Raw genomic sequence first — 21980 nt, forward strand, 5'->3', positions numbered from 1 at the left:
GCCGCACGACCTTGCCCTTCGACTCGTCGCACGGCTAGAAACGGAACGCCCATGCTCCCGCCCGCGCCGCCTTCCGGCCGTTTCGACGGCGCCGTCCATCTTTTCCCGGTCCGCGTCTATTTCGAGGACACGGACCTTTCCGGCGTGGTCTATCATGCCAACTACCTGCGCTGGTTCGAACGCGCCCGTTCCGACATGCTGCGCTGCCTGGGCATCGACCAGCGCGGCGCGCATGACGCGGGCGAGGGCGCCTATGCCGTGACCGACCTGGCGATCCGCTATCTCCGGCCCGCCCGGCTGGACGATGCGGTGCTGGTGCGCAGCGAGGTTTCCGATATTTCCCCCGCGACTTGCCGGATCGTCCAGCGTGCGTTCAGGGAAGACGCGCTCTTGTCCCAAGCGACCGTGCGTGTCGCCTTCGTTGCGCCCACTGGCCGGCCCCGCCGCCAGCCGCGCGCGTGGGTCGATGCGTTCCACACTGTCCTCGTTGCTCCATCCGAAGCGACCTCATCCGAACAGGAAGGCCCGATTTCCGCATGATGCTCGAAGTTCTCGCCAGCGGCGCCGCCGGCGCGCCGACCCAGCTCAATCCGGTGGAGCTTTTCCTTCACGCCGACATCGTGGTGAAGGCGGTGATGGGTGGGCTGGTGCTCGCCAGCGTCTGGGTCTGGACGATCATCGTCGGCTTCCGGATCAAGATGGGCCGCGTCCAGCGCCAGTGCGACAAGTACGAGCGCGAGTTCTGGGACGCGCACGACATTGACGCGTTCCAGAAGGAGAACGGCAAGCGCGACGTGGCCTCCGCCCGCGTCGTCAACGCCGCGCTGGGCGAATGGCGCCGGTCCACCTCGGGCCGCACGATTGACCGCGAGGGCACGCGCCAGCGGCTCAGCCTTGCGCTGGAAGGCGCGGTGACGGCGGAAAGCGACGCGCTGGCCGGGCGGTTGAACTTCCTGGCCACGGTCGGCTCGGTGGCGCCGTTCGTGGGTCTGTTCGGCACCGTGTGGGGCGTGATGGACAGCTTCTTCAACATCGGCGCGCAGCAGAATTCGTCGCTGGCGGTGGTCGCGCCCGGCATTTCCGAAGCGCTGCTGGCCACCGCGATCGGCCTGTTCGCGGCGATTCCGGCGGTCGTCGCCTACAACCGCTTCTCGCACCGGGTGAACCGGTTCGAAGCGCGGCTGTTCCGCTTCGCCGATCGCTTCCAGGCGTCGCTGAGCCGCGAGCTGGAGCAATAGGCGATGGCGATGAACCTTTCGGCGGGCGGCGGCGGGCGGCGCGGCCGGCGCGGGCGGGGCCGGGGCGGCCCGATGTCCGAGATCAACGTTACCCCGCTGGTCGACGTGATGCTGGTGCTGCTGATCATCTTCATGGTGACCGCGCCGATGCTGACCGCTGGCGTGCCGATCGACCTGCCCGACAGCAAGGCCGAAGCGCTGAAGGAAGAGCAGGACGAAATCACCGTGTCGATGGATGCGGACGGGCGCATCTTCCTGGGCGATCAGGAACTGGCCCCCGGCGAACTGGGCGACCGGCTGATGACCATGCGCCCGGCCGAAGGCGTGGGCAAGCCGCCGCTGGTCACGCTGCGCGCCGACCGCGGGCTTGACTACGGCCGCGTGATGGCGGTGATGGGCGAACTGAACAACGCCGGGTTCAAGTCGATCTCGCTGGTCACCAACGGTTCAGCGGCCACGCCATAGGCGCTATCGACGATGCGCGATCCCTCCGCTCCGGGCCTCTCGAAGGAAGAAGGCGTCGCCCTGGCGATTGCGGTGGCGGCGCATGCCGCGCTGATCCTGGCGCTGACGCTGTCACCTCCGGGCAAGAAGCTGCAGCCGCCGCCCGAACGCATGACCGTGACGTTCTCGGACGAGATCGCCGACAAGTCGACCTCGCCCGATCCCAACGCGCAGGCCGCGCCCGATGTCGCGCCCGCGCTGGGAGAGCCGCAGCCCGCGCAGGAAGCGCAGCCGGAACCCCAGCCGCAGCCGGCGCCGCAACCCCAGCCGCAGCCCAAGCCGCAACCTGAGCCAAAGCCCCAGCCGCAACCGAAGCCCGTGGCGCTGCAGCCACGCCCCGCGCCGCCAAGGCCGGTTCCCCGGCCTGCACCGCCGAAGCCCGCGCCCCCGAAACCTGCGCCACAGGCTCGCCCCGCACCGGCGCGCCCGCAGGCGACGGCCGCGCGCGCCGGTGACGACCGTCCGCGCCGCCGGCCCGATGCGCCAGCGGGGGGCAGCTTCGTCGGCAGCGATTTCCTCAAGGGCGTGGCCGGCGCGACCACCCCCGGCACCGCGCACACGCCGCCCGCCGCTACGCTTGGGCCGGAGGTGCGCTCGTCGCTCGCCAGTTCGATCTCGCGCCAGATCAAGCCGCACTGGACCGCGCCGCAGGGGGCCGATGCCGACCTGCTGGTGACGATCCTGGCCTGGGATCTCAATCCCGATGGTTCGCTGGCCGGGCGGCCGCGCGTCGTCCAGCAATCCGGCATCACCGATGCCAACCGCCCGCAGGCGCAGCGCCATGCCGAAATGGCGATCCGCGCGGTGCAGCTTGCCGCGCCTTTCAACCTCCCCGCACAATACTACAATGGCTGGAAGCGCATCGCGCAGTTCCGCTTCGACAGGAAGTTGTCCCAATGACCTCGCGCCAGACCGTCCTTCTGTTCAGCCTCGCCCTGCTGCCGCTCGGCATCGCCGCGCCGGCTTTCGCGCAGGCGCAGTTGCTGCCGCCCTCGGCCGCTCCCACACCCGCCCCCAATTCCTCTGGCGCACCGCATGACGATGGCGGCCTGACCGGCTCGGTCACCGACGACAATGCCTGGCAGGACCTGGGCATCGCCATTCCCACCTTCGCCACCGACCAGGCGGTGCCGACGTCGGCCGATGGCGGCAACACCGCCGCGCTGGGCAAGAACCTGGCGCGGGTGATCTACAACGATCTCAAGAACAACGGCCTGTTCAAGCCGGTGGGGCCGGACGCGCTGCCCGCGATCGATTTCGCGCAAGTGACCGCGCCCGCGTTCGACGGCTGGCGCGGGCGTTCGGCCGAAATGCTGGTGCAGGGCTTCGTCAAGGGCAACCCGGATGGCCGCCTGACCGTGGGCTGCTATCTCTATGACGTGCAGCTGGGCAGCGAGCTGGGCCGGCAGGGCTATATCGTGAAGCCCGAGGAATGGCGTCGCGCCGCGCACAAGTGCGCCGACATGGTCTATTCACGGCTGTCCGGCGAAAGCCCGTTCTTCGACAGCAAGATCGCCTATATCGCCGAAACCGGCCCGAAGGACCATCGTCGCAAGCAGCTGGCGATCATGGATTCGGACGGGGCGAACCACCGCTTCATCACCAACGGGCAGGCCACCGCGCTGACCCCGCGCTATTCGCCCGATTACCGCCAGATCGTCTATCTCAGCTACCTGAACGGCGCGCCGCGCATCTACATCTACGATATCGGCACCGGGCAGCAGCGGCTGGTGACGCAGAGCACCAACCCCACCTTCGCGCCGCGCTGGTCGCCCGACGGCAAGTGGATCCTCTATTCCATGGCCACCGGCGGCAACACCAACATCTATCGCGTCTCGGCCAACGGCGGCGCATCGCAGCAGCTGACCAACACGCCGGGCATCAACGTGGGCGGCAGCTATTCGCCCGATGGCAGCAAGATCGTGTTCGAAAGCGACCGTTCGGGCGGCCAGCAGGTCTATGTGATGGACGCGGACGGATCCAACCAGAAGCGCATCAGCTTCTTCGGCGGCCGGGCGGCGACGCCCGAATGGAGCCCGCGCGGCGACCAGATCGCCTTCACGCACATCGCGGGGAATTTCCGCATCGCGGTGATGAGCCCCAACGGCACCGGCCTGCGCGACCTGACCGACAGCTGGCAGGACGAGGCGCCGACCTGGTCGCCCAACGGCCGCATCATCCAGTTCTTCCGCACCGAACGGAACAGCGGGCGGACTGGCATCTGGCAGGTCGACCTGACCGGCCGCAACGAGCGCAAGCTCAACACCCCTGTTGACGGATCGGACCCGGCCTGGGGGCCGGTGCTGCCGTAACGGAACGCAACGGGCCGCAGGGGGTTGTATCAAGGCGCTTTCCGTCGCACTTTTCTCTCGCTCCATCGTACCTATTGCCAAACATCTGCGTTCGTCCCGCTTTTCCTCCCCCGTACCCTCTCTTGCACAAGGAGAATGCTGTGCATCGCAAGATCCTGATCACCAGTGCCCTGGTCACCAGCCTGACGCTCGCCGCCTGCGCGCCCAAGGCGCCGAAGGAACTGCCGCCGGCCCCGACCACGACGACGACCACCACCACGCCCCCGGTAACGACCCCGGCTGGCCCGATGCCCGGCAGCCAGGAGGATTTCGTGGCTTCGGTGACATCCGACACGATCCATTTCGACACGGACCGCTACAACGTCGACGTGCAGTCGCAGGCCATCCTGCAAAGCCAGGCGCAGTGGCTGGCGCGCTATCCCGACAAGAAGATCACCCTCGAAGGGCATTGCGACGAACGCGGCACGCGCGATTACAACATCGCGCTGGGCGAACGCCGCGCCAATGCCGCCAAGAACTACCTGACCAGCGTGGGCATCGATGCCTCGCGCATCACCACGGTCAGCTATGGCAAGGAACGCCCGATCGCGCTGGGGTCTGACGAGGAAAGCTGGGCCAAGAACCGCCGCGCGGTGACGGTGACGGTGCAGTAAGCCGTTTCCTGCGTTTGCCGCCGCGACCCATCGCGGCGGCGGCATAAAATGGCTTCCCAACTAAGGCTGTCCCGGGGCATGGCTTGACAAGCCTTGCCCCGGGACGTTGCTTTTGGAGGGGGCGCGGCAAGCGGGAGGCCGTGGCGTGCATGGAGATGCAGGAATGATCCGGAAGGTTCTGGCATTTGCCCTGTTCCTGCTGGCGCAGGCGCTGGCCGGTCCGGCCATGGCGGCCGCGCCGCCGTCGCCGCGGTGCGATGCCGACATCGCCAGCGATCGGGTGGCGCTCGTTGTCGGCAATCGTCGCTACCTCGATCAGCACTGGGACCAGCTCGACAACGCCCGATCGGATTCGCGGCAGGTCTGCGCGGCCTTCGCCGCCAGCGGCTTCCGCGTGATCCTGCTGGAGGATGCCTCGCGCGATGACCTGGCGGCGGCCGTCGCGCTGTTCGGTGATCTGGCGGCGAAGGCCGAAACGGCGGTGTTCTATTTCGCCGGGCACGGCTTTGAATATGCGGGCGACAACTACCTCGTGCCGTCCGATGCGCCCACCGAGACCAGCCGCGCCAACTTGCGCGGCCTGTTCGTCAATCTGGCGGAGCCGCTGGCCGCCGCCAACCGCGCGAAGCATCCCGTCGCCTTCCTTGATGCCTGTCGCAGCCGCGCCGCGATCGTGCGCATCGTCGATGCCGACGAAAAAGGGCCGGATGGCCCGCCCGGCTTCATCGGCCTGCCGGACCGGTTCAGCGGGGTCGTGTTCTATTCCACCGCGCGCGGCAGCGTGGCCTATGATGCGCGGCCGTTCCCCACCGGGACCAACAGCCCCTTTGCCAGCGCCGTGGTCGACTGGCTCGCCACGCCAGGCGTGAACCTGACGGACTACATCGGCTTCGTGATGGAAGACGTGAAGTCGGGCACGCAGCGGTTTCCCTACGGGGTGCAGAGCCCGATTCCCTATGGCCAGTTGCCGGACCAGAACCGGTTCTACCTGCGCCGCGCCGCGGCGGTCGCGCCCGCGCCGCCCGTCGCCCTGCCCGCCGCCCCGTCCGCGATGGCCGAAGCCCGCGCGGCGATCGCGGTCATTACGCCCGACGATCTGGCGCGCGAGGACGGCCCGATCCTGGCCGCCCGCGTGCTCAAGCGGGCGCGGCCTGAACAGATTGCCGCGCTTGCCGGCAGCGGCGACGAGATGGCGCAGTATGTCTATGGCACGATGCTCTACCTCGGCCTCGGCGTGCCGCGCGATCTCGCCGGCGCGCGGGGCTTTCTGGCCGATGCGGCGCGGGGCGGAAACCCGGCGGTGCTGACCGTCTATGCCTATTTCCTGCAATTCCTGGGCGATCGTCCCGGCGACCGCGCGGAAGCCCTGCGCGTCTATGCCCAGGCGGCGGAGGCCGGCTATGCCAAGGCGCAGTCGAACCTCGCCTACATGCTCTATACCGCTTCTCCGCCCGAGCAGGACCGGGCGCGGGCGTTGGCCCTGTGGCGCGCCGCGGCCGGGGCGGACTATCCCTATGCGGCCTATGCGCTGGGGTACTATGGCGGTGAACGCGATGCGGCGCGGACGCGGCTGGCGGCGCTGGCTGCTGCCGGCAGCCGTTCGGCCGACAACTGGCTCTGCCAGCTCGAAGCCGGCACCGCGCCCGAGCAGAAGCCCGAAACGGTCTTCGCCAACTGCCTGCGCGCGGCTCAGGACAACCGGCCGGTGGCCATGGCCGCCACGGCCTGGCTCTATGCCACCGGGAAGGGGGTTGCCGTATCGGCAAAGGAAGCCAAATACTGGGCGCGGCTGGCGCGCAATGCGCTGAGCCCTTCCGATGCCCAGCTGGGCACTTATCTGGACTGGTACGAAAAGAAGAAGTGATGGCCCGTCAACGACGATCGGTGGATTGGGGTTTCCCGCGCTGGCGCGGGTATGGCGCTGCGAGCGAGGCGGCGACCGTGCGCCTGTGCGATCGCGCCGGGTGCGAGGAGAAGGGCGATTGCCCCGCGCCCAAATCGCCCAACAGCCCGGATCGCTGGTACTTCTGCGAAAAGCACGCGGCCGAATACAACGCCGGCTGGAACTATTTCGAAGGGCTGGACAAGGAAGAGGCCGAACAGCGCGAGCAGTCCGAGCGCGCGACGGGCGAGGCCTATCGCCAGTCGGCGTGGAGCCAGTGGGGCGGATCGGGCGACGGCACGCGCAGCCGCGACGAATTGCGCGCGCTGGAAGTGCTGGGGCTGGACCCGGACGCCGATTTCGAAGCGGTGAAGAAGGCCTGGCGCGCCAAGGCCAAGGAAGTCCACCCCGACGTGCGGCCGGGCGATGCCGAAGCCGCCAAGGCGTTTCATGCCCTGCAACTCTCCTACGAAGTGCTGCGCGCCGCCGAGGAGCGGCGGGAGTGGCGGGGGTAGTGCGTCTCGGTTCGCGCGGGGGCGCAGAGGCGTGATGACCGGCTTGTAGCCTTTCTACCTGCTTCGTCATTGCGAGCGTCAGCGAAGCAATCCAGAGCCCGGCGTGCATGCCACTCTGGATTGCCGCGGGGCTGCGCCCCTCGCAATGACGATGGAGGGCGATGTTGTCCCCTTAGGCCGCTCTGCAGGCGCTCAAGCCACCTTCACGCCTCCGCGCGAACCCGAAAGGTCCGCTCTCAGCCCAGTTCCGCGTCCAGCAGAGCGCCCACGCGCGCCGCGTCGGGAAAGCCTTCCGCGATCCAGCGCGCTTCCACGGCCCGCAGGATGCGCGCCACGTCCGGCCCCTTGCCGATCCCGCGCGCCACGATTTCGCCGCCCTTGAGCGGGAAACGGGGCACATCCCAGCCGGTGAGCGGCGTGGTGGAGGCGCCCGCCAGCAGCAGCCGGTCCAGCGCTTCTTCGCGCCCCAGGCGGTAGGCAAGGCCGCGCGGGTCGGACACCACACCATCGCGCCCCGCCGCCGTGGCCAGCCGCTTGCGCTGGGCGATCGACAGGCGCAGCCGCGCCGCCACCTGTTCGGCCATGGGCGGATCGGCGGGCAGCAGCGCGGCCAGACGGCGCAGGGCGTCGGGCGCCAGCCCTTCGCGCCGTTCGCTGGCGATCAGCGTTGCGAGGCTGTCGAGGCCCGCTGCTGTCGCTTCCGGCAGCACTTGCGCCAGCACGCCCAGCTCCGCCATGCGCCGCACCGTGGGCGCGGGATCGGGCAGGCCGAGCAGGGTGAGCAGTTCCCAGCCGATGCGTTCGCGCGAAAGGCCCTTCATCCCCGCCGCCAGCGCCGCGCAGGCGCGTTCGGCCTCGGCATCGGCGGGCAGCGTGCCGAACCGCGCCTGGAAGCGGAAATAGCGCAGGATGCGCAGGTAATCCTCGCGGATGCGCTGCTCCGCCTCGCCGATGAAGCGGACATGGCGCCCCGCCAGATCGTCCAGCCCGCCGAAGAAATCGGTGACCGCCAGCGTGCGCGGATCGGCATAGAGCGCGTTGATCGTGAAATCGCGCCGCGCCGCGTCATCGCGCCATGCGGTGGAGAAGGCGACCGTGGCGTGGCGGCCGTCGGTGGACACGTCGCGCCGCAGCGTGGTGATCTCCACCCCGCCTTCGGGCAGCAGCGCGGTGACGGTGCCGTGGACGATGCCGGTGGGAATGGTGCGGATGCCGGCCGCTTCCAGCCGCGCCATGGTTTCCTGCGGCACCAGCTGGGTCGCCATGTCGATGTCCTTGACCGGGGCGTCCAGCAGCGTGTCGCGCACCGCGCCGCCGACATAGCGGCAATTGCCTTGCGCCAGCGGATCGAGCGCGGAGACGAGCGCGGCGAGGTCCGCGCGCTGCGTCCACGGGGCGGCGGGCAGATGGCTGGTCATGCGCCCCACGCGATCCGGCGCGAAAGGTTGGCGATGATCCCGGCGGTCACGCCCCAGATGCGATGCTGATGCCACATGATTTCGAGGTAGGCGCGCTCGATGCCGTTGTGAAAGCCGGTCTTGCGGGTGTGGTTGGCGGGGTCGAGCACGAAGCCGAACGGCGGCTCGAACCATTCGGCCACTTCGTTGGGATTGGGTTCCAGCGCCAGCCCTTCGGGCACGACCGCGAGGACGGGGGTGATGTGGTATCCGGTGCCGGTGCGGAAGGAATCGGTGGCGCCGATCACGGTCACATGGCGGCGGTGAAGGCCCAGTTCCTCCTCCGCCTCGCGCAGCGCCGCCTCGATCGGGGTTTCGCCGGGTTCCAGCTTGCCACCCGGAAACGCCGCCTGCCCCGGATGCGCGCGCATGTGCGAGGGGCGGTGGGTGACGAGCACGCCCGGCCCATCGGGATGGTCCCGCCGGTCGGTCACCGCTATCAGCACGGCGGCATCGCGCAGCGCGCCTTCGCTGGGCGCGCGCCAGTCGCTGTACAGGTCGTCGAGCGTGCGGCTGTGCCCGTCGGCGTAGAGCGCGGTCAGCCGGTCGAGCAGCGATGCGTTCATGCGGCGGGCACCAGCGGAAAGCGCGCACCCAGGCTTTCCACCGCGAGCGCGCCTTCTCCCGACACGTCCAGCGCGTGGTCGATCAGCTGGCCATAGGTGCTGCGGTTGAGCCGCGCTTCCGCGCCGTGGCGCACCGCCAGGTAGAACGCGGGGACTTCGGCGGTGCCGGCCACGCGCAACGGGTGCTCCGGCCCGGCCAGAACCACGTCGTCGGTGTTGAGCCGGAAGGCCAGCACCGGCCGGTTCCGCGCGTCCTCGTGCCGCACCTGCATATCGGTGGCGACGAACGCCGCGTCCTCCACCGCGATCGACAGCTTCTCGAACGGGGTGACCAGCCAGTGCCCGCCGTCCGCTTCCCGCCGCAGCAGACCGGAAAAGGCGCGGACCATGGCCGGGCGGCGGATCGGCGATCCTTCGTGGAACCACGTGCCGTCCGCCGCGATCCGCATGTGGCTGTCGCCCGTGCGTGCGGGCGCCCACTGGTCGAGCGGGGGCAACCGGCGGTCGGCATGGGCCTCGGCCAGTTCCGCGAGCGACATGGCCGCGAGTTCGGGGGGCGGGGTATAGGGCATCGCGATTCCGATGCCAGATCGGATCAGCCGCGCCAAGGCCCCAGCATGCCTTCCGCCGGCAACACCGCCGGATTGGCGGTGCGGCACAGCAGGCGGTGCTGCTCATAGGGACCAGGCAGGCGCCAGCCGCTGGTGTGGGCGTTGGCGAAGCCGAAGAACCGGCCGTAGTATTCCGGATCGCCGATCATCACCTGCGGCAGCGGCGCGCGGGGATCGATCGCGGTCAGGCTGGCGGTGACGAGCGCCTGGCCATAGCCCTTGCCCTGCAGCGCGGGCATCACCGCCACCGGGCCGACCATGATCATCGGATGCGCGCGGCCGGCGCCATCGTTCAGCGCCACCGGCCAGCACTGGATCGTGCCCGCCAGCATGTCGTCATCGTCCAGCGCGGCGAACGAAAGGCCCTGCAGCCATTCGGTGCCCTCGCGCACCTTGTACGCGGTGCGCTGGCGGCGTTCCGGCTCGAAGGCGGTATCGAGCAACTGCTCGACCAGCGCGGGATCGACGTCGGCAAGGGGAATGATCTTGGACACGGGATGGGGGTGCCTTTGCGGCGGAACGGACAGGGAAGCGGCCGATAGCCCCCCGCTGCCCCCGCTGCAAGCGCTGGCGGGGTTGGCCATACCGCGCAGCCGGTCCCGGCTCTCAGCTTTCCGCGAACGCGAAGGGCTCGGCCGCGCGGCGGTAGTCATCCGGCAGGATCTCGCGGCCGATCGGCGGTTCGGCGCGCGCGGTGCACTGCGCCCGGTGGCACAGGCGGCAGGTAACTCCGATGGGTGTGGCGGATACGCTCTGGGCATCGGCGCCGGCGGCATAGGCCAGCTTCCCGGCGTGTTCGGCGGCGCAGGCGAGCGCGATGGCGCGGGTGGTCCGGGGCCGCTCGTGCCCGCCGCCGCCCGAAACCACCGTCCGCGCGATCGAGAAGAAGCGTTGGCCGTCGGGCAGTTCCAGCCATTGCGTGACGATCTCGCCCGGCGTGCGGAACACGGTGTGGACGTTCCACAGCGGGCAGCCGCCGCCATGCGCAGCGAAGGGAAAGCCCGCACCGTCCAGCCGCTTGGACACGTTGCCCGCCGCGTCCACGCGCAGGAAGAAGAACGGCACGCGCTCCTGCCCCGGTCGGCCCAGCGTGGTCAGGCGGTGCGCGACCTGTTCGAAGCTGGTGCCAAACAGGCCCGACAGCGCCTCGATGTCATAGTGCCGCGCTTCCACCGCGCGGGCGAACCGGTCATAGGGCATGACCAGCGCGGCGGCGGCATAGCCCGCCAGCGCGCGCCGCACGAGGTTGGCGGCGGTCGGGCTGGCGAAGCTTTCCCCCCGGATGATCGTCGAAATTTCGGGCCGCAGCGCGGTATAGGCGATGTGCAACGCGATGTTGTAGGCGCGGCTGGCCGGCGGCAGCGTATCGTCGAGCAGCAACTGTTCGTTGTGCCGGTCATAGCGGCGGATCGCATCCATCATCACGTCGGGCGGCAGGAAGCGCACGCGCACGCCCTGCTTGCGCAGCCATTCCGCGCCACCGCCGGCGCGCTCGATCTCCGCGGCGAGTTCCTCGGCCTTGGAATCGAGCGTGGGGAAATAGTTGCGCCGCGCCGCCACGAAGCGCCGCGCCTCGCCCACCGGGTCCGCCGCCGGATCGCCGCTGCCCTGGCCGCGCTGCGCCGCCAGCGCCTGCTGTTCGCGCAGGTAGGCGCCGTGCAGGCGCAGCATGGCCTCGGTCACGCCGGGGAAGTTGGTGGCGACATCGGCGACTTCCAGCGCGGGCAGGTCGATATCGGCGAAGATCGGATCGCGCAGCGCATCGCCCAGCCGCCGCGCGTAATCGTCGCGCTCGTCGGCGGCGAGGTCCGCCATGTCGAGCTTGTAGGCGCGGGCCAGGCGCAGCAGCAGGTCGGCGGTCAGCGGGCGCTGGTTGCGTTCCAGCAGGGCGATGTAGCTGGGGGAAATGCCCAGTTCCTCTGCCATGGCCTGCTGGGTGAGGCCCAGCTCGCGGCGCAGGCGCTTGATGCGTGGCCCCAGGTAGAGCGGGCGGGCGGGGGACTTGGCGGAAGGGGGCGTGCTGGCCATGGGGGGCATCCTGTCATGCCTGTACAACTTTACAACGAAAATCTGTAAAGTTTGACAACAGCACCGCGCGCCCGGTTCCGCGCGCGGATTCGACCCCTTATCCCGGCCTCAAGCACAGACGCATGACGCGGAAGGGAATCGGATACCATGACCTACCACCAGACCATCGTCGAAGCCGGCAAGGCGATCGGCCCGTTCCAGCAGACCTGGGATGGCATCGAACCGGAATCGGTCGCGCGGATGCGCCTCCAGAACCGCTTCCACACCGGTCTCGACATCGCCCGCTACACTGCCAAGATCATGCGCCGCGACATGGCTGCCTATGACGCCGATCCCGCGAACTACACGCAGTCGCTGGGCTGCTGGCACGGCTTCATCGGCCAGCAGAAGATGATCTCCATCAAGAAGCACTTCGGCACCACCAAGGGGCGCTACCTCTACCTCTCGGGCTGGATGGTTGCCGCGTTGCGCAGCGAGTTCGGCCCGCTCCCGGATCAGTCGATGCACGAAAAGACCAGCGTTCCCGCGCTGATCGAGGAACTCTACACGTTCCTGAAGCAGGCCGACGCGCGCGAGCTGGGCATGCTGTTCCGCGATCTGGATGCGGCGAAGGCCGCGGGCGACGCGGTCAACACCCACCGCCTGCTGCACAAGATCGACGAGTTCGAAACCCACGTGGTGCCGATCATCGCCGACATCGACGCCGGCTTCGGCAATGCCGAGGCGACCTACCTGCTGGCCAAGAAGTTCATCGAGGCGGGCGCTTGCTGCATCCAGATCGAGAACCAGGTCTCGGACGAGAAGCAGTGCGGCCACCAGGACGGCAAGGTCACCGTTCCGCACGAGGACTTCCTCGCGAAGATCCGCGCCGTCCGCTATGCCTTCATGGAACTGGGCGTCGATGACGGGATCATCGTGGCGCGCACCGATTCGCTGGGCGCGGGCCTGACCAAGCAGATCGCCTTCGTCCGCGAGCCGGGCGACATCGCCGACCAGTACAACAGCTTCCTCGATTGCGAGGACGTCGATACCGCCAACCTCGGCCACGGCGATGTGCTCATCACCCGCGACGGGAAGCTGGTGAAGCCCAAGCGCCTGCCTTCGAACCTCTACCAGTTCCGTCCGGGAACCGGCGAGGACCGCTGCGTGCTCGATTGCATCACCTCGCTCCAGAACGGCGCGGACCTGCTGTGGATCGAAACCGAAAAGCCGCACATCGGCCAGATCGGCGGCATGGTCAGCCGCATCCGCGAGGTGATCCCCAACGCCAAGCTGGTCTACAACAACTCGCCCAGCTTCAACTGGACGCTGAACTTCCGCCAGCAGGTGTTCGACGCCTGGGAAGCGGCCGGCAAGGACGTTTCCGCCTATGACCGGGCGCGCCTGATGAGCGTGGACTACGACGGCACCGAGCTTGGCGTCGAGGCCGACGAGCGCATCCGCACCTTCCAGAAGGACGCGGCGCGCGAGGCGGGCATCTTCCACCACCTCATCACGCTGCCGACCTATCACACGGCCGCGCTCAGCACCGACAACCTCGCCAAGCGCTATTTCGGCGAAGAGGGGATGCTGGGCTACGTGAAGCAGGTCCAGCGCGAGGAAATCCGCCAGGGCATCGCCTGCGTGAAGCACCAGAACATGGCCGGCTCCGACATCGGCGACGACCACAAGGAATACTTCGCCGGGGAAGCCGCGCTCAAGGCCGGCGGCGCCCACAACACGATGAACCAGTTCGCCGCCTAAGCCCCGGCGGACTGGCAAAGCAATCCTCGCGGCAATCAAGCCCCGAAGATCCAAGAAGGAGACCCACCATGGCTGAACCTGCACGTGCCCGCGCGGTCCTCTCGACCGAGGACTTCAAGCTGATCCGCGAAGCCGTACTGCACTACCTGAAGGCGATCGAGGACCAGCCGGAATCGGTGAAGTTCTCGAACCTCTACCACCGGCTCGGCAGCGCGATGGGGCGCTGATCCCGCACGGAACTTTCCTGGGGAGGAAAGCTGGCCCGCCACGCCGCCCGCGTGGCGGGCCTTCGCGTTTTGGCACGTTTTCCGGCCGTTCGCGGCGATCGCCATGCAAAAACCCCTCCGGACGGTGATCCGGAGGGGTCTCGGGAGGAAGCTCGGGAAGGTCGGACGTCAATGCGCGTGGGCGCGACCCTGAGGGAGGATGCCGAAAACGGCTTCCAGCAGGTCCTCGGCGATGGGTTTGAGGAACTGGCAACCGGAAACATAGCCGTTCGTCCAGACCACCTTGGCATCGACCAGGATGTTCGGCGGAATGCGCAGGCAGATGTCGGCGTTGGGGCTGAGTTCGGAATAGGTTTCGATCCGCGATCCGTGCGTGGAAATGTCCACGATCTTGCACAGCGCGCTGCCCAGCATGTCGCCGCTCACCTTGGCGTCGGCAGCCACCTGTGTGCGGCGCGCCTTGCGGCGCTGGCTCAAATCAACCTGTTGATATTCGGCAGAGACCATCGGTGTTGTTCCGCAGGATTGTGTTTAATGGGGATACACCAGGTCTGGCTAAAAAGTGGTTAAGAGCGGGCCGCGCGATGTCCTTGAAAAAGACCTTTGTTTACCATTGCTTGCCCCGCCAGAGCGCCGCGAAGCCCTGCTGTTTGCGGTGGCACCTGAACCATGTTCCGCAGGAATCGGCTTGGGCAAAGCCAGACTTTGCCCGGCCCAAGCAAGCCTGTTCTTGATAAACTCAACTGATTAAGTAGATATAAGGCGTCCGGGCGACGCTTCCCTCTCCCTTCGCCGTCCGGACCGCGGCTTTTGATGGATGTCAGCTTGCTCCGCGTCACCAACGGCTAAAGCGCACGAACCCGGGCGACCTCGCCAGCTTCGTGTTCCGTGAACAGGAGAATGCGAATGTCGAGAGCAGCCCAGTCGTCACCATCCCCGTCCCGGTCCGCGCCCCTGGCGCGCATTCCGCGCCGCCGCGCCGTGCCGCCATTGCCCCATCCCTCATGGGCGCGTGGCGACAGCGGCGAAGGGCGCCCCCGGCCGGCGGCGGTCACGGCGACCGACTTCTGGGACCGGCTCGGCCTGTAAGCCGTCCGGTCCCGGAAACGGGGTTTTGACACCAGATTGCGGATGGGTGACCAAAGGCAAGATGAAGACAGCGCTGATCATTCGCCACGTTCCCCACGAGGGGGTGGCGGGCTATCGAGACCCGATCGAGCAGGCGGGATACGCGGTCGACCGTATCGACGTGTCGGACCCGGCCTTTGGTTCACTCGATCTGCGCGAACCCGACCTGCTCATCATGATGGGCGGCCCGATGGGGGTCTATGAACACGAGGACCACCCGTGGATCCGCTGCCAGATGCGCCGGCTGGCGCTGCGGCTGGAAGCGGACCGGCCCACGCTGGGCGTCTGCTTCGGCGCGCAGATGATCGCCGCCGCCATGGGCTCTGCTGTCTATCCCGGCGGCGCCAGGGAGCTGGGCTTCCATCCGGTCAGCGTCCATGCCGGGGACAGCCCGTTGCGCCATGTCGAAGGCGTGCCGGTGCTGCACTGGCATGGCGATACGTTCGATCTGCCCGAAGGCGTGGAACTGCTGGCGTCGAGCCACGTCTATCGCCACCAGGCGTTCCGGCGCGGGCGCAATCTGCTGGCGCTGCAATTCCACGCGGAGATGGGCGAGGACCCCCGCTTCGATGCCTGGATCGAACAGTCGCCGGACGATGTCGCGGCGGCCGGCCACAGCCCGGAAACGCTGCGCGCTGCGCACGAGGCGCACGGGCCGGGCGCGGTTTCCGCCGGGCGCCGCATGATCGCGGAATGGCTGGACGCGCTCGGTTGAGCGCTGCCCTGGCCCTGGGAAGCATATCAGAAGATCGGATCGTATCCCGGCGGCACGTCGTCGATGCCGGAACTGCTGTCGGTCGATCCCGGCACATGGATGCCGCATTCGGTCTTGTCCCAGCCCTTCCAGCGGCCCGACCGCGGGTCTTCGCCGGGGGCGACCTTGCTGGTGCAGGGCGCGCAGCCGATCGAGGGGTAGCCCAGCGCCACCAGCGGATGGCGCGGCAGCCCATGCCGGTCCATCCAGCCTTCGAGGTCGTCCTTGGTCCAGCTCGCCAGCGGATTGATCTTCAGGCGGCCCTGCGCGTCGGAATGATCGATCTCGAAGCGGGGCAGCCCCGCGCGCGTGGCGGACTGGAAGCCCTTGCGGCCGGTGATCGAGGCATCGAAGTGCAGCAGCGCCTGCGCCAGAGGCTGCACCTTGCGGATTTCGCAGCAGCCGTCCGGGTCCCACGACCAGCGCAGGCCGTTGTCGTCCTTCTTCGCGAGCACCTCGGCGTCCGGCTCCACGATCTGCAGCCCGGTCAGCCCCAGGTGCGCCACCAGTTCGTCGCGATAGGCGACCGTTTCCGGGAAATGCTTGTGCGTTTCGAGGAACAGCACCGGGGTGGCCGGATCGATCTGCGCGATCAGGTGGAGCAGCACCGCGCTTTCCGCGCCGAAGCTGGACACGACGGCAAGATCGCCGGCCAGCCGGTCGCGCAGCACGCCGCGCAGCATGTCCTGCGTGTCGCTGCCGCGGAACAGGTTGTTCAGCCGGATCGCGTCGGTTTCGGTGAAGCGCGGCGCGGTGTCGATCCGATCGACGCGCCGGCCCTGCGCCCGGGCATCCTGCTTGCGCGCCGCCGTTTCCGCCATGTCAGGCCAGCCCGTGCCGCTTGGCCCAGATCGCCGCACGGCCATCGACCGTCTTCTGGTAGACCTCGGGCCAGGTAGCCAGCGCCTTGTCCGCCGCCGCGCGATCGATCGCCTGATTGGGCGCGAAGCTGTCGAAGCCGCAGCGGCGCATGTGCGAAAGCTGGTCCAGCAGGACGTCGCCCACCGCACGCAGTTCGCCGTCATAGCCGTGTTCGCGCAGGATGCGCGCCGCCGAATAGCCGCGCCCGTCGGTGTAGGCGGGGAAATTCACCTCGACGAGGCTCAACCGGCCAAGATGCGGCAGCAGGATGCGCGCATCGTCGCCCGGTTCGATCCGCACGGCCGAGGCGTTGGTCTGTTCGGCGAAGGCGTCCACGGTCACGGCCGGATCGGCCACAGGTTCGTCATCGCGATAACGCAGCGCGTTCTCAACCATAGATCGCCTCCTTGAACGGGGCCATGCCGATGCGGCGGTAGGTATCGAGGAAGCGCTCCCCGTCGGTGCGCTGGGCCAGATAGACGTCGGTAGCCTTCTCCACCGCATCGACGATGCCGTCCTCGTTGAAGCCGGGGCCGGTGATCGTGCCGAGCGAAGTGTCCGCGCCTTCCGATCCGCCAAGCAGGAGCTGGTAGTTCTCCACGCCCTTGCGGTCCACGCCCAGGATGCCGATGTGGCCGGCGTGGTGATGCCCGCAGGCGTTGATGCAGCCCGAAATCTTCAGTTTCAGCTCGCCCAGTTCGCGCTGGCGGCCCAGATCGGCGAAGCGTTCGCTGATCTTCTGCGCCACCGGAATCGAGCGGGCGTTGGCGAGGCTGCAATAATCGAGGCCGGGGCAGGCGATGATGTCGCTGATCAGGTCCAGGTTGGCGCTGGCGAGGCCCGCCGCGTCCAGCTTCTGCCACAGCGCGTAAAGATCGGCCTTCTTCACATGGGGCAGCACGATGTTCTGCGCATGGGTCACGCGCAGTTCGTCGAACGAATGCGCCTTGGCGAGATCGGCCATCAGGCGGATCTGGTCGGCGCTGGCATCGCCCGGAATGCCGCCGGTGGGCTTCAGGCTGATGGTGACGATGGCATAGCCCGGCTGCTTGTGCGCATGGACGTTCTGGTCCAGCCACAACGCGAAATCGGGATCGCTGCGGTCGATGTCCCCGGACAGGCCGGTCTCGAAGCCCGGATCGGCGAAATAGCCCTTGATCCGCTCCAGCTCGGCCGGCGGCGGTTCCAGCCCCAGCGTCAGGATATGGGCGAATTCCTCTTCCACCTGGCGGCGGTATTCGTCCGCGCCGATCTCGTGGACCAGGATCTTGATCCGCGCCTTGTACTTGTTGTCGCGCCGGCCATAGCGGTTGTACACGCGCAGGCACGCTTCCAGGTAGCTGATCATCTGCAGCGGCGGCACGAAATCGCCGATCACCGGGGCGATCATCGGCGTGCGGCCCATGCCCCCGCCGACGTAGAACCGGCAGCCGATCTCGCCCGCCTCGTTCTTCACGATCTGGATGCCGATGTCGTGCAGCTTCATCGCCGCGCGATCGGTGTCGGACCCGATGATGGCGACCTTGAACTTGCGCGGCAGGTAATCGAATTCCGGATGGAACGTCGACCACTGGCGTAGCAGTTCGGCATAGGGGCGCGGGTCTGCGACCTCGTCGGCGGCGGCGCCGGCGAACTGGTCGGCGGTGGTGTTGCGGATGCAGTTGCCGCTGGTCTGGATCGCGTGCATTTCCACGCTGGCAAGGTCGGCCAGGATGTCGCCCGCGTCTTCCAGCTTGATCCAGTTGTACTGGATGTTCTGGCGCGTGGTGAAGTGGCCATAGCCGCGGTCGTACTTGTCGGCGATATCGCCCAGCATCCGCATCTGCGCGGAATTGAGCGTGCCATAGGGTATCGCCACGCGCAGCATGTAGGCGTGCAGCTGGAGGTAAAGGCCGTTCTTCAGGCGCAGCGGCTTGAACTGGTCCTCGGTCATTTCCCCGGCCAGGCGGCGGCTCACCTGGTCGCGGAACTCCGCGACGCGGGCATCGACCATGGCCTGGTCGTACTGGTCATACTGGTACATGTCAGATCACCCAGTTGCCGGCGGCGGGGTCGGCGGGCTTGAGGGAAAGGTCGAGCCGGACGGTGGGGCCAAGCGCGCGGATGCGTTCCTTGATATGCGCGGGGCGCACGCCTTCGCCGGTCACCGATGCGTCGATGGCGTAGGAGCCGACCACGCGCTGCGCGGCTTCCTCGCGCGCGAGGATCGCTTCGGGGTGTTCCCCCGCGTCCACCGCATCGTTGACGTGGCGCGACCAGCCTTCGCCGGTCCACCAGATCACGTCCCCGGTCTTGAGATCGTTGCCGGTCAGGACTTTCACAGCACCGTCTCCCCGGCCGCCCGGGCCATCTTCGCAAGTTCCATCGTTTCTCCCCGCGCCGCGACCTCACCGATGATGATGAGCGCCGGGCTCTTGACCTTTTCGCGCGCGACCAGATCGCCCAGGCCGGCGAGCGGCCCGCGCAGCACGCGCATGTCTGGCCGCGCCGCGTTCTCGACCACGGCCAGCGGCATGGTGGGCGCAAGCCCGTCCGCGATCAGCTTCTCCGCGATTGCCTCGCTGGTGGCGACGCCCATGTAGATCACCAGCGTGCGGCCCACGCCGGCAAGGCCCGCCCAGTTCTGGTCGGATAACCCTTTGCACTGGCCGGCCACGAAGCTGACGATGCTGGCGTTCTCGCGATGGGTCAGCGGGATGCGCGCCGCCGCCGCCGCGCCCAGCGCCGCGCTGACGCCGGGGACCACTTCCACCGGCACGCCGGCGGCCTCGCAGGCTTCCATTTCCTCGCCGCCGCGCCCGAACACGAACGGATCGCCGCCTTTCAGCCGCACCACGTCGTGCCCTTGCCGCGCCTCGCGCACCAGCAGGGCGTTGATGTCGCTCTGCTTCATCGTGTGGCGGGAGCGCTGCTTGGCCACCGAGACGAACCGCGCGCCGCGCGGCGCCATGGCCAGCACGGCAGGATCGACCAGCCCGTCATGCACCACCACTTTGGCGCGCATCAGCAACCGCGCGGCGCGCAGCGTCAGCAGGTCGGGATCGCCGGGGCCGGCACCGACCAGATAGACCGTTCCGGGAGTGGGGGCGGGATTCTTCATGAGGGCCAGATGGGCGCCCCCGCCCTTTCGCACCAGCGAGAATGGTTTGGGGGCGGCCTAGGCGAACTTTAGGGGCGAACTTTAGGGGCGAACTATCCCGCCCTGCCGCTTCACTGCGCGGGGCCGGTTTGGGGCGGATCGCACGCCTCATGCCGCGCCGCCAGCGCATCGGCCAGCCGGCGCAGGCCTGGCGAATCCTTGAGCGAGACGTCCTGCTGGGGATAGGGGATCTCGATGCCGTTCTCGCGGAACAGGTGCCACACCCGCTTGAGCACTTCGGAGCGGACGTTGCCCACGCCCTCTTCCGGATCACCGATCCAGCACACGATGACCATGTCGATCGAATTGGGGCCGAAGGCGCTGAGCAGTACGCCGGGCGGTCGGTCGGCCAGCACCCGGTTCGCCCCGCGCGCGGCTTCCAGCATCAGCCGTTCGGCCAGATCGATGTCGCTGCCATAGGCGATGCCCACCGGGATCTGGATCGAGACCTCGCGCGAGGAATAGGACCAGTTCTCGACCTGGCTGGTCATCAGGTTTTCGTTCGGAATCAGGTATTCGCGGTTGTCGCGCGTGGCGACGGAGACCGCGCGGATGCCGATCTTGCGGACCTGCCCGAAGCTGCTGCCCTTGCCGTCGTTCACCGCGATCACGTCACCCGGCTTGATCGAGCGGTCCATCAGCAGGATGATCCCGGCGATTAGGTTGCCGAAGGTCTTCTGCAGGCCGAAGCCGATGGCAAGGCCGAACGCGCCGGAAAAGACCGTCAGCGCGGTCAGGCTGATGCCCAGCAGGTCGATGCCGAGCAGGAAGGCGAAGACCCACACCGCCAGCGAAACCAGCTTTTCGCCCAGCACCTGCTGCGCGCTGTCGAGGCTTGTCATGCGCGAGAACAGATGCCGCGCGATCCGGCTGCCCAGCCGCGCGATCATGAACATCGCCACGACCACCAGCACCATCTTCGCGGCGTTGAACACCGAGATGTGATAGTGCCCGATGTCGAAGCCGTAATCGTCGAGCACGTCCATGAACGCGCGCGCATCGCGGCGGAACTTGGCCCAGCCGTGCACGACCTGCCCGTGGACGGCGGAATCGGACATGACCGTGGCGAGCATGGCGGAATTGAGCATCACAGCGCCGCCGCCCAGGCCGCCAGCCCGGCTTCCAGGTCGGCGATAAGGTCGCCGGCGTCTTCCAGCCCGATCGACAGGCGCACGCCGAAGCGGTCGGCGGCGTCCATGCCCGGCAGCGGCCAGGCGGAGGCGGTGCGGATGCTGGCGGGATCGACCGGCGTTGCCAGGCTTTCGAAGCCACCCCAGCTATAGCCGATGCCGAACAGCGCCAGCGCATCGATCAGCGCGTCGCGCGCCGCGCTGGTGCCGCCTTTCAGCACGAAGCTGAACAGGCCGCAGCCCCCGGTGAAATCGCGCGTCCACAGATCATGCCCCGGCGATCCCGGCAGCATCGGGCACAGCACCCGCGCCACTTCGGGCCGCGTTTCCAGCCATTGCGCGATGGCCAGCGCGCTTGCGGTCTCGCGGTCGAGCCGCACGTTCATGCTGCGCAGGCCCCGCAGCACCAGCGCCGCGTCGTCGGGCGAGACGACCTGCCCCAGCCCCTGCGCGCGCAGCCGCAGCTTGCGGTACCACTCCGCCCCGGCCGCAGCGCTGCCCATCATCACGTCGGAATGGCCGCCGACGTGCTTGGTCAGCGACATCACCGTGATGTCCACGCCTCGTTCCAGCGCCGGAAAACCAAGCGGCCCGGCCCAGGTGTTGTCGAACACGGTGACGATCCCGCGCGCACGGGCGATCGCGGCCATGGCGGGCACGTCCTGCACGTCCATGGTCAGGCTGCCGGGCGATTCGAGCAGCACGGCGCGCGTCCGTTCGCAGATCGCCGCCTCGAACGCGACGGTGTCGCACGGATCGAACCAGCGCGTTTCCACGCCGAAATCGCGCAGCAGTCCGCGCGCCATCGCGCGGCTGGGCTCGTAGGCGTTGTCGGTCAGCAGCAGCACGTCGCCGGGGCGCAGCACCGTCAGCAGCGCGCCGGCAATGGCGGCCACGCCCGAGGGATAGAGCACCGTGCCGGCCGCGCCCGGCTCCAGTTCGGTCAGCGCCTCGCACAGCGCCCATTGCGTCGGCGCGCCGCGGCGTCCGTAATAGAACCGCCCGTCCTCGTTGCGCGCGCCGCCCTGCCGCAGCGCGGCCATGTCGGGGTAGAGATGGGTGCTGGCGCGCCATACCGGCGGGCTGACCACCGCGCCCGGCTGGTCGGCGGTGCCGGTCCATTCGGGCCGCCGGCCGGCGGCGGCGAGGCGGGTGGCGGGCTTCAGGGGACGATCGTCGCGCGTGCTGCTCATCGCTGGCCCCTAGCAAACCTTGCGCGGGCTTTCGAGGCG

At 68.3% G+C, this 21980-nt stretch carries 25 protein-coding genes; 12 read left to right on the plus strand and 13 right to left on the minus strand.

The window, feature by feature from the left end; genetic code table 11:
* Positions 1-51 precede the first annotated feature (51 nt).
* The 8 genes from F1640_RS12230 (at position 52) to F1640_RS12265 (ending at position 7104) form a co-directional block, all read left to right on the plus strand.
* Positions 52-540 (plus strand): YbgC/FadM family acyl-CoA thioesterase, encoded by a 489-nt coding sequence (locus F1640_RS12230; RefSeq protein ID WP_124810161.1) that lies wholly within the window; start codon positions 52-54, stop codon positions 538-540.
* A complete protein-coding gene (gene tolQ, locus F1640_RS12235) occupies positions 537-1238 on the plus strand; it encodes a protein TolQ (RefSeq protein WP_124810160.1) in 702 nt (233 codons plus the stop codon). Before F1640_RS12230 ends, tolQ begins: the two co-directional genes overlap by 4 nt.
* Before the next feature lie 3 nt (positions 1239-1241).
* Entirely contained in the window at positions 1242-1703 is a 462-nt protein-coding gene (gene tolR / locus F1640_RS12240; protein WP_124810159.1) for a protein TolR, read from the plus strand.
* Positions 1704-1715: 12 nt separating this feature from the next.
* Positions 1716-2642, plus strand: coding sequence for a hypothetical protein (locus tag F1640_RS12245; RefSeq protein ID WP_194919413.1), 927 nt, complete (start codon positions 1716-1718; stop codon positions 2640-2642).
* Entirely contained in the window at positions 2639-4054 is a 1416-nt protein-coding gene (tolB, locus tag F1640_RS12250) for a Tol-Pal system beta propeller repeat protein TolB (RefSeq protein ID WP_124811124.1), read from the plus strand. Before F1640_RS12245 ends, tolB begins: the two co-directional genes overlap by 4 nt.
* 140 nt (positions 4055-4194) lie before the next feature.
* Positions 4195-4707, plus strand: a complete 513-nt coding sequence (pal, locus tag F1640_RS12255; RefSeq protein WP_125954527.1) for a peptidoglycan-associated lipoprotein Pal — start codon at positions 4195-4197, stop codon at positions 4705-4707.
* Positions 4708-4870: 163 nt separating this feature from the next.
* Positions 4871-6571 carry a caspase family protein gene (locus tag F1640_RS12260; RefSeq protein WP_194919415.1) on the plus strand — a complete coding sequence of 567 codons (1701 nt, stop codon included), beginning with the start codon at positions 4871-4873 and terminating at the stop codon, positions 6569-6571.
* Complete coding sequence (locus F1640_RS12265) at positions 6571-7104, plus strand: DnaJ domain-containing protein (protein WP_124811121.1); 534 nt, start codon at positions 6571-6573, stop codon at positions 7102-7104. Before F1640_RS12260 ends, F1640_RS12265 begins: the two co-directional genes overlap by 1 nt.
* A gap of 236 nt (positions 7105-7340) precedes the next feature.
* Here F1640_RS12265 and F1640_RS12270 read toward each other — a convergent pair whose 3' ends face one another.
* The 5 genes from F1640_RS12270 to F1640_RS12290 form a co-directional block, all read right to left on the minus strand.
* A complete protein-coding gene (locus F1640_RS12270) occupies positions 7341-8522 on the minus strand; it encodes a CCA tRNA nucleotidyltransferase (RefSeq protein ID WP_194919417.1) in 1182 nt (393 codons plus the stop codon).
* Positions 8519-9127, minus strand: a complete 609-nt coding sequence (locus F1640_RS12275) for a CoA pyrophosphatase (protein ID WP_194919419.1) — start codon at positions 9125-9127, stop codon at positions 8519-8521. The genes F1640_RS12270 and F1640_RS12275 overlap by 4 nt, the downstream gene beginning before the upstream one ends.
* Positions 9124-9699, minus strand: coding sequence for a DUF1285 domain-containing protein (locus tag F1640_RS12280; RefSeq protein WP_194919421.1), 576 nt, complete (start codon positions 9697-9699; stop codon positions 9124-9126). Before F1640_RS12280 ends, F1640_RS12275 begins: the two co-directional genes overlap by 4 nt.
* A gap of 23 nt (positions 9700-9722) precedes the next feature.
* Positions 9723-10232, minus strand: a complete 510-nt coding sequence (locus F1640_RS12285) for an N-acetyltransferase (protein WP_309229252.1) — start codon at positions 10230-10232, stop codon at positions 9723-9725.
* Between the two features lie 112 nt (positions 10233-10344).
* Entirely contained in the window at positions 10345-11766 is a 1422-nt protein-coding gene (locus F1640_RS12290) for a short-chain fatty acyl-CoA regulator family protein (protein ID WP_194919425.1), read from the minus strand.
* A gap of 147 nt (positions 11767-11913) precedes the next feature.
* Here F1640_RS12290 and F1640_RS12295 point away from each other — a divergent pair, with 147 nt between their 5' ends.
* Together F1640_RS12295 and F1640_RS12300 are read left to right on the plus strand one after the other, a co-directional pair.
* Positions 11914-13509, plus strand: a complete 1596-nt coding sequence (locus tag F1640_RS12295; RefSeq protein ID WP_124811116.1) for an isocitrate lyase — start codon at positions 11914-11916, stop codon at positions 13507-13509.
* Between the two features lie 68 nt (positions 13510-13577).
* On the plus strand, positions 13578-13736 hold the full coding sequence (locus F1640_RS12300) for a hypothetical protein (protein WP_168196035.1): 159 nt from the start codon (positions 13578-13580) through the stop codon (positions 13734-13736).
* 168 nt (positions 13737-13904) lie between these two features.
* Here the strand turns inward: F1640_RS12300 and F1640_RS12305 are convergent, their stop codons facing one another.
* Positions 13905-14243, minus strand: coding sequence for a PilZ domain-containing protein (locus tag F1640_RS12305; protein ID WP_124811115.1), 339 nt, complete (start codon positions 14241-14243; stop codon positions 13905-13907).
* A 399-nt stretch (positions 14244-14642) separates the two neighbouring features.
* Between F1640_RS12305 and F1640_RS12310 the strand changes: the two genes are divergently transcribed.
* The gene (locus tag F1640_RS12310; RefSeq protein WP_194919427.1) at positions 14643-14825 is read left to right on the plus strand and encodes a hypothetical protein; all 183 of its coding nucleotides are present in this window, start codon (positions 14643-14645) and stop codon (positions 14823-14825) included.
* 61 nt (positions 14826-14886) lie between these two features.
* Positions 14887-15579 (plus strand): glutamine amidotransferase, encoded by a 693-nt coding sequence (locus tag F1640_RS12315; RefSeq protein ID WP_194919429.1) that lies wholly within the window; start codon positions 14887-14889, stop codon positions 15577-15579.
* A 26-nt stretch (positions 15580-15605) separates the two neighbouring features.
* Here the strand turns inward: F1640_RS12315 and F1640_RS12320 are convergent, their stop codons facing one another.
* The 7 genes from F1640_RS12320 to metC form a co-directional block, all read right to left on the minus strand.
* On the minus strand, positions 15606-16439 hold the full coding sequence (locus F1640_RS12320) for a phosphoadenylyl-sulfate reductase (RefSeq protein WP_125954534.1): 834 nt from the start codon (positions 16437-16439) through the stop codon (positions 15606-15608).
* Between the two features lies 1 nt (position 16440).
* Entirely contained in the window at positions 16441-16875 is a 435-nt protein-coding gene (locus F1640_RS12325) for a DUF934 domain-containing protein (protein WP_125954535.1), read from the minus strand.
* The gene (locus tag F1640_RS12330) at positions 16868-18502 is read right to left on the minus strand and encodes a nitrite/sulfite reductase (protein WP_194919431.1); all 1635 of its coding nucleotides are present in this window, start codon (positions 18500-18502) and stop codon (positions 16868-16870) included. The genes F1640_RS12325 and F1640_RS12330 overlap by 8 nt, the downstream gene beginning before the upstream one ends.
* 1 nt (position 18503) lies before the next feature.
* A complete protein-coding gene (locus F1640_RS12335; RefSeq protein ID WP_124811110.1) occupies positions 18504-18800 on the minus strand; it encodes a DUF2849 domain-containing protein in 297 nt (98 codons plus the stop codon).
* On the minus strand, positions 18797-19579 hold the full coding sequence (cobA, locus tag F1640_RS12340; RefSeq protein ID WP_125954537.1) for a uroporphyrinogen-III C-methyltransferase: 783 nt from the start codon (positions 19577-19579) through the stop codon (positions 18797-18799). The genes F1640_RS12335 and cobA overlap by 4 nt, the downstream gene beginning before the upstream one ends.
* Before the next feature lie 110 nt (positions 19580-19689).
* Entirely contained in the window at positions 19690-20706 is a 1017-nt protein-coding gene (locus F1640_RS12345; protein WP_375336204.1) for a mechanosensitive ion channel family protein, read from the minus strand.
* Complete coding sequence (gene metC / locus F1640_RS12350) at positions 20706-21941, minus strand: cystathionine beta-lyase (RefSeq protein ID WP_194919433.1); 1236 nt, start codon at positions 21939-21941, stop codon at positions 20706-20708. The genes F1640_RS12345 and metC overlap by 1 nt, the downstream gene beginning before the upstream one ends.
* Positions 21942-21980: the final 39 nt, after the last annotated feature.

Origin of the sequence: Novosphingobium sp. NBM11, assembly GCF_015390225.1 — a bacterium.
GTDB lineage: Bacteria > Pseudomonadota > Alphaproteobacteria > Sphingomonadales > Sphingomonadaceae > Novosphingobium.

Bases quoted from the DNA above. Each gene is read 5' to 3' on its own strand.
- F1640_RS12230 (WP_124810161.1), top strand. From the start codon at position 52: ATGCTCCCGCCCGCGCCGCCTTCCGGCCGTTTCGACGGCGCCGTCCAT.
- tolQ (WP_124810160.1), top strand. From the start codon at position 537: ATGATGCTCGAAGTTCTCGCCAGCGGCGCCGCCGGCGCGCCGACCCAG.
- tolR (WP_124810159.1), top strand. From the start codon at position 1,242: ATGGCGATGAACCTTTCGGCGGGCGGCGGCGGGCGGCGCGGCCGGCGC.
- F1640_RS12245 (WP_194919413.1), top strand. From the start codon at position 1,716: ATGCGCGATCCCTCCGCTCCGGGCCTCTCGAAGGAAGAAGGCGTCGCC.
- tolB (WP_124811124.1), top strand. From the start codon at position 2,639: ATGACCTCGCGCCAGACCGTCCTTCTGTTCAGCCTCGCCCTGCTGCCG.
- F1640_RS12260 (WP_194919415.1), top strand. From the start codon at position 4,871: ATGATCCGGAAGGTTCTGGCATTTGCCCTGTTCCTGCTGGCGCAGGCG.
- F1640_RS12265 (WP_124811121.1), top strand. From the start codon at position 6,571: ATGGCCCGTCAACGACGATCGGTGGATTGGGGTTTCCCGCGCTGGCGC.
- F1640_RS12270 (WP_194919417.1), bottom strand. From the start codon at position 8,522: ATGACCAGCCATCTGCCCGCCGCCCCGTGGACGCAGCGCGCGGACCTC.
- F1640_RS12275 (WP_194919419.1), bottom strand. From the start codon at position 9,127: ATGAACGCATCGCTGCTCGACCGGCTGACCGCGCTCTACGCCGACGGG.
- F1640_RS12280 (WP_194919421.1), bottom strand. From the start codon at position 9,699: ATGCCCTATACCCCGCCCCCCGAACTCGCGGCCATGTCGCTCGCGGAA.
- F1640_RS12290 (WP_194919425.1), bottom strand. From the start codon at position 11,766: ATGGCCAGCACGCCCCCTTCCGCCAAGTCCCCCGCCCGCCCGCTCTAC.
- F1640_RS12295 (WP_124811116.1), top strand. From the start codon at position 11,914: ATGACCTACCACCAGACCATCGTCGAAGCCGGCAAGGCGATCGGCCCG.
- F1640_RS12300 (WP_168196035.1), top strand. From the start codon at position 13,578: ATGGCTGAACCTGCACGTGCCCGCGCGGTCCTCTCGACCGAGGACTTC.
- F1640_RS12305 (WP_124811115.1), bottom strand. From the start codon at position 14,243: ATGGTCTCTGCCGAATATCAACAGGTTGATTTGAGCCAGCGCCGCAAG.
- F1640_RS12310 (WP_194919427.1), top strand. From the start codon at position 14,643: ATGTCGAGAGCAGCCCAGTCGTCACCATCCCCGTCCCGGTCCGCGCCC.
- F1640_RS12315 (WP_194919429.1), top strand. From the start codon at position 14,887: ATGAAGACAGCGCTGATCATTCGCCACGTTCCCCACGAGGGGGTGGCG.
- F1640_RS12320 (WP_125954534.1), bottom strand. From the start codon at position 16,439: ATGGCGGAAACGGCGGCGCGCAAGCAGGATGCCCGGGCGCAGGGCCGG.
- F1640_RS12325 (WP_125954535.1), bottom strand. From the start codon at position 16,875: ATGGTTGAGAACGCGCTGCGTTATCGCGATGACGAACCTGTGGCCGAT.
- F1640_RS12330 (WP_194919431.1), bottom strand. From the start codon at position 18,502: ATGTACCAGTATGACCAGTACGACCAGGCCATGGTCGATGCCCGCGTC.
- cobA (WP_125954537.1), bottom strand. From the start codon at position 19,579: ATGAAGAATCCCGCCCCCACTCCCGGAACGGTCTATCTGGTCGGTGCC.
- F1640_RS12345 (WP_375336204.1), bottom strand. From the start codon at position 20,706: ATGCTCAATTCCGCCATGCTCGCCACGGTCATGTCCGATTCCGCCGTC.
- metC (WP_194919433.1), bottom strand. From the start codon at position 21,941: ATGAGCAGCACGCGCGACGATCGTCCCCTGAAGCCCGCCACCCGCCTC.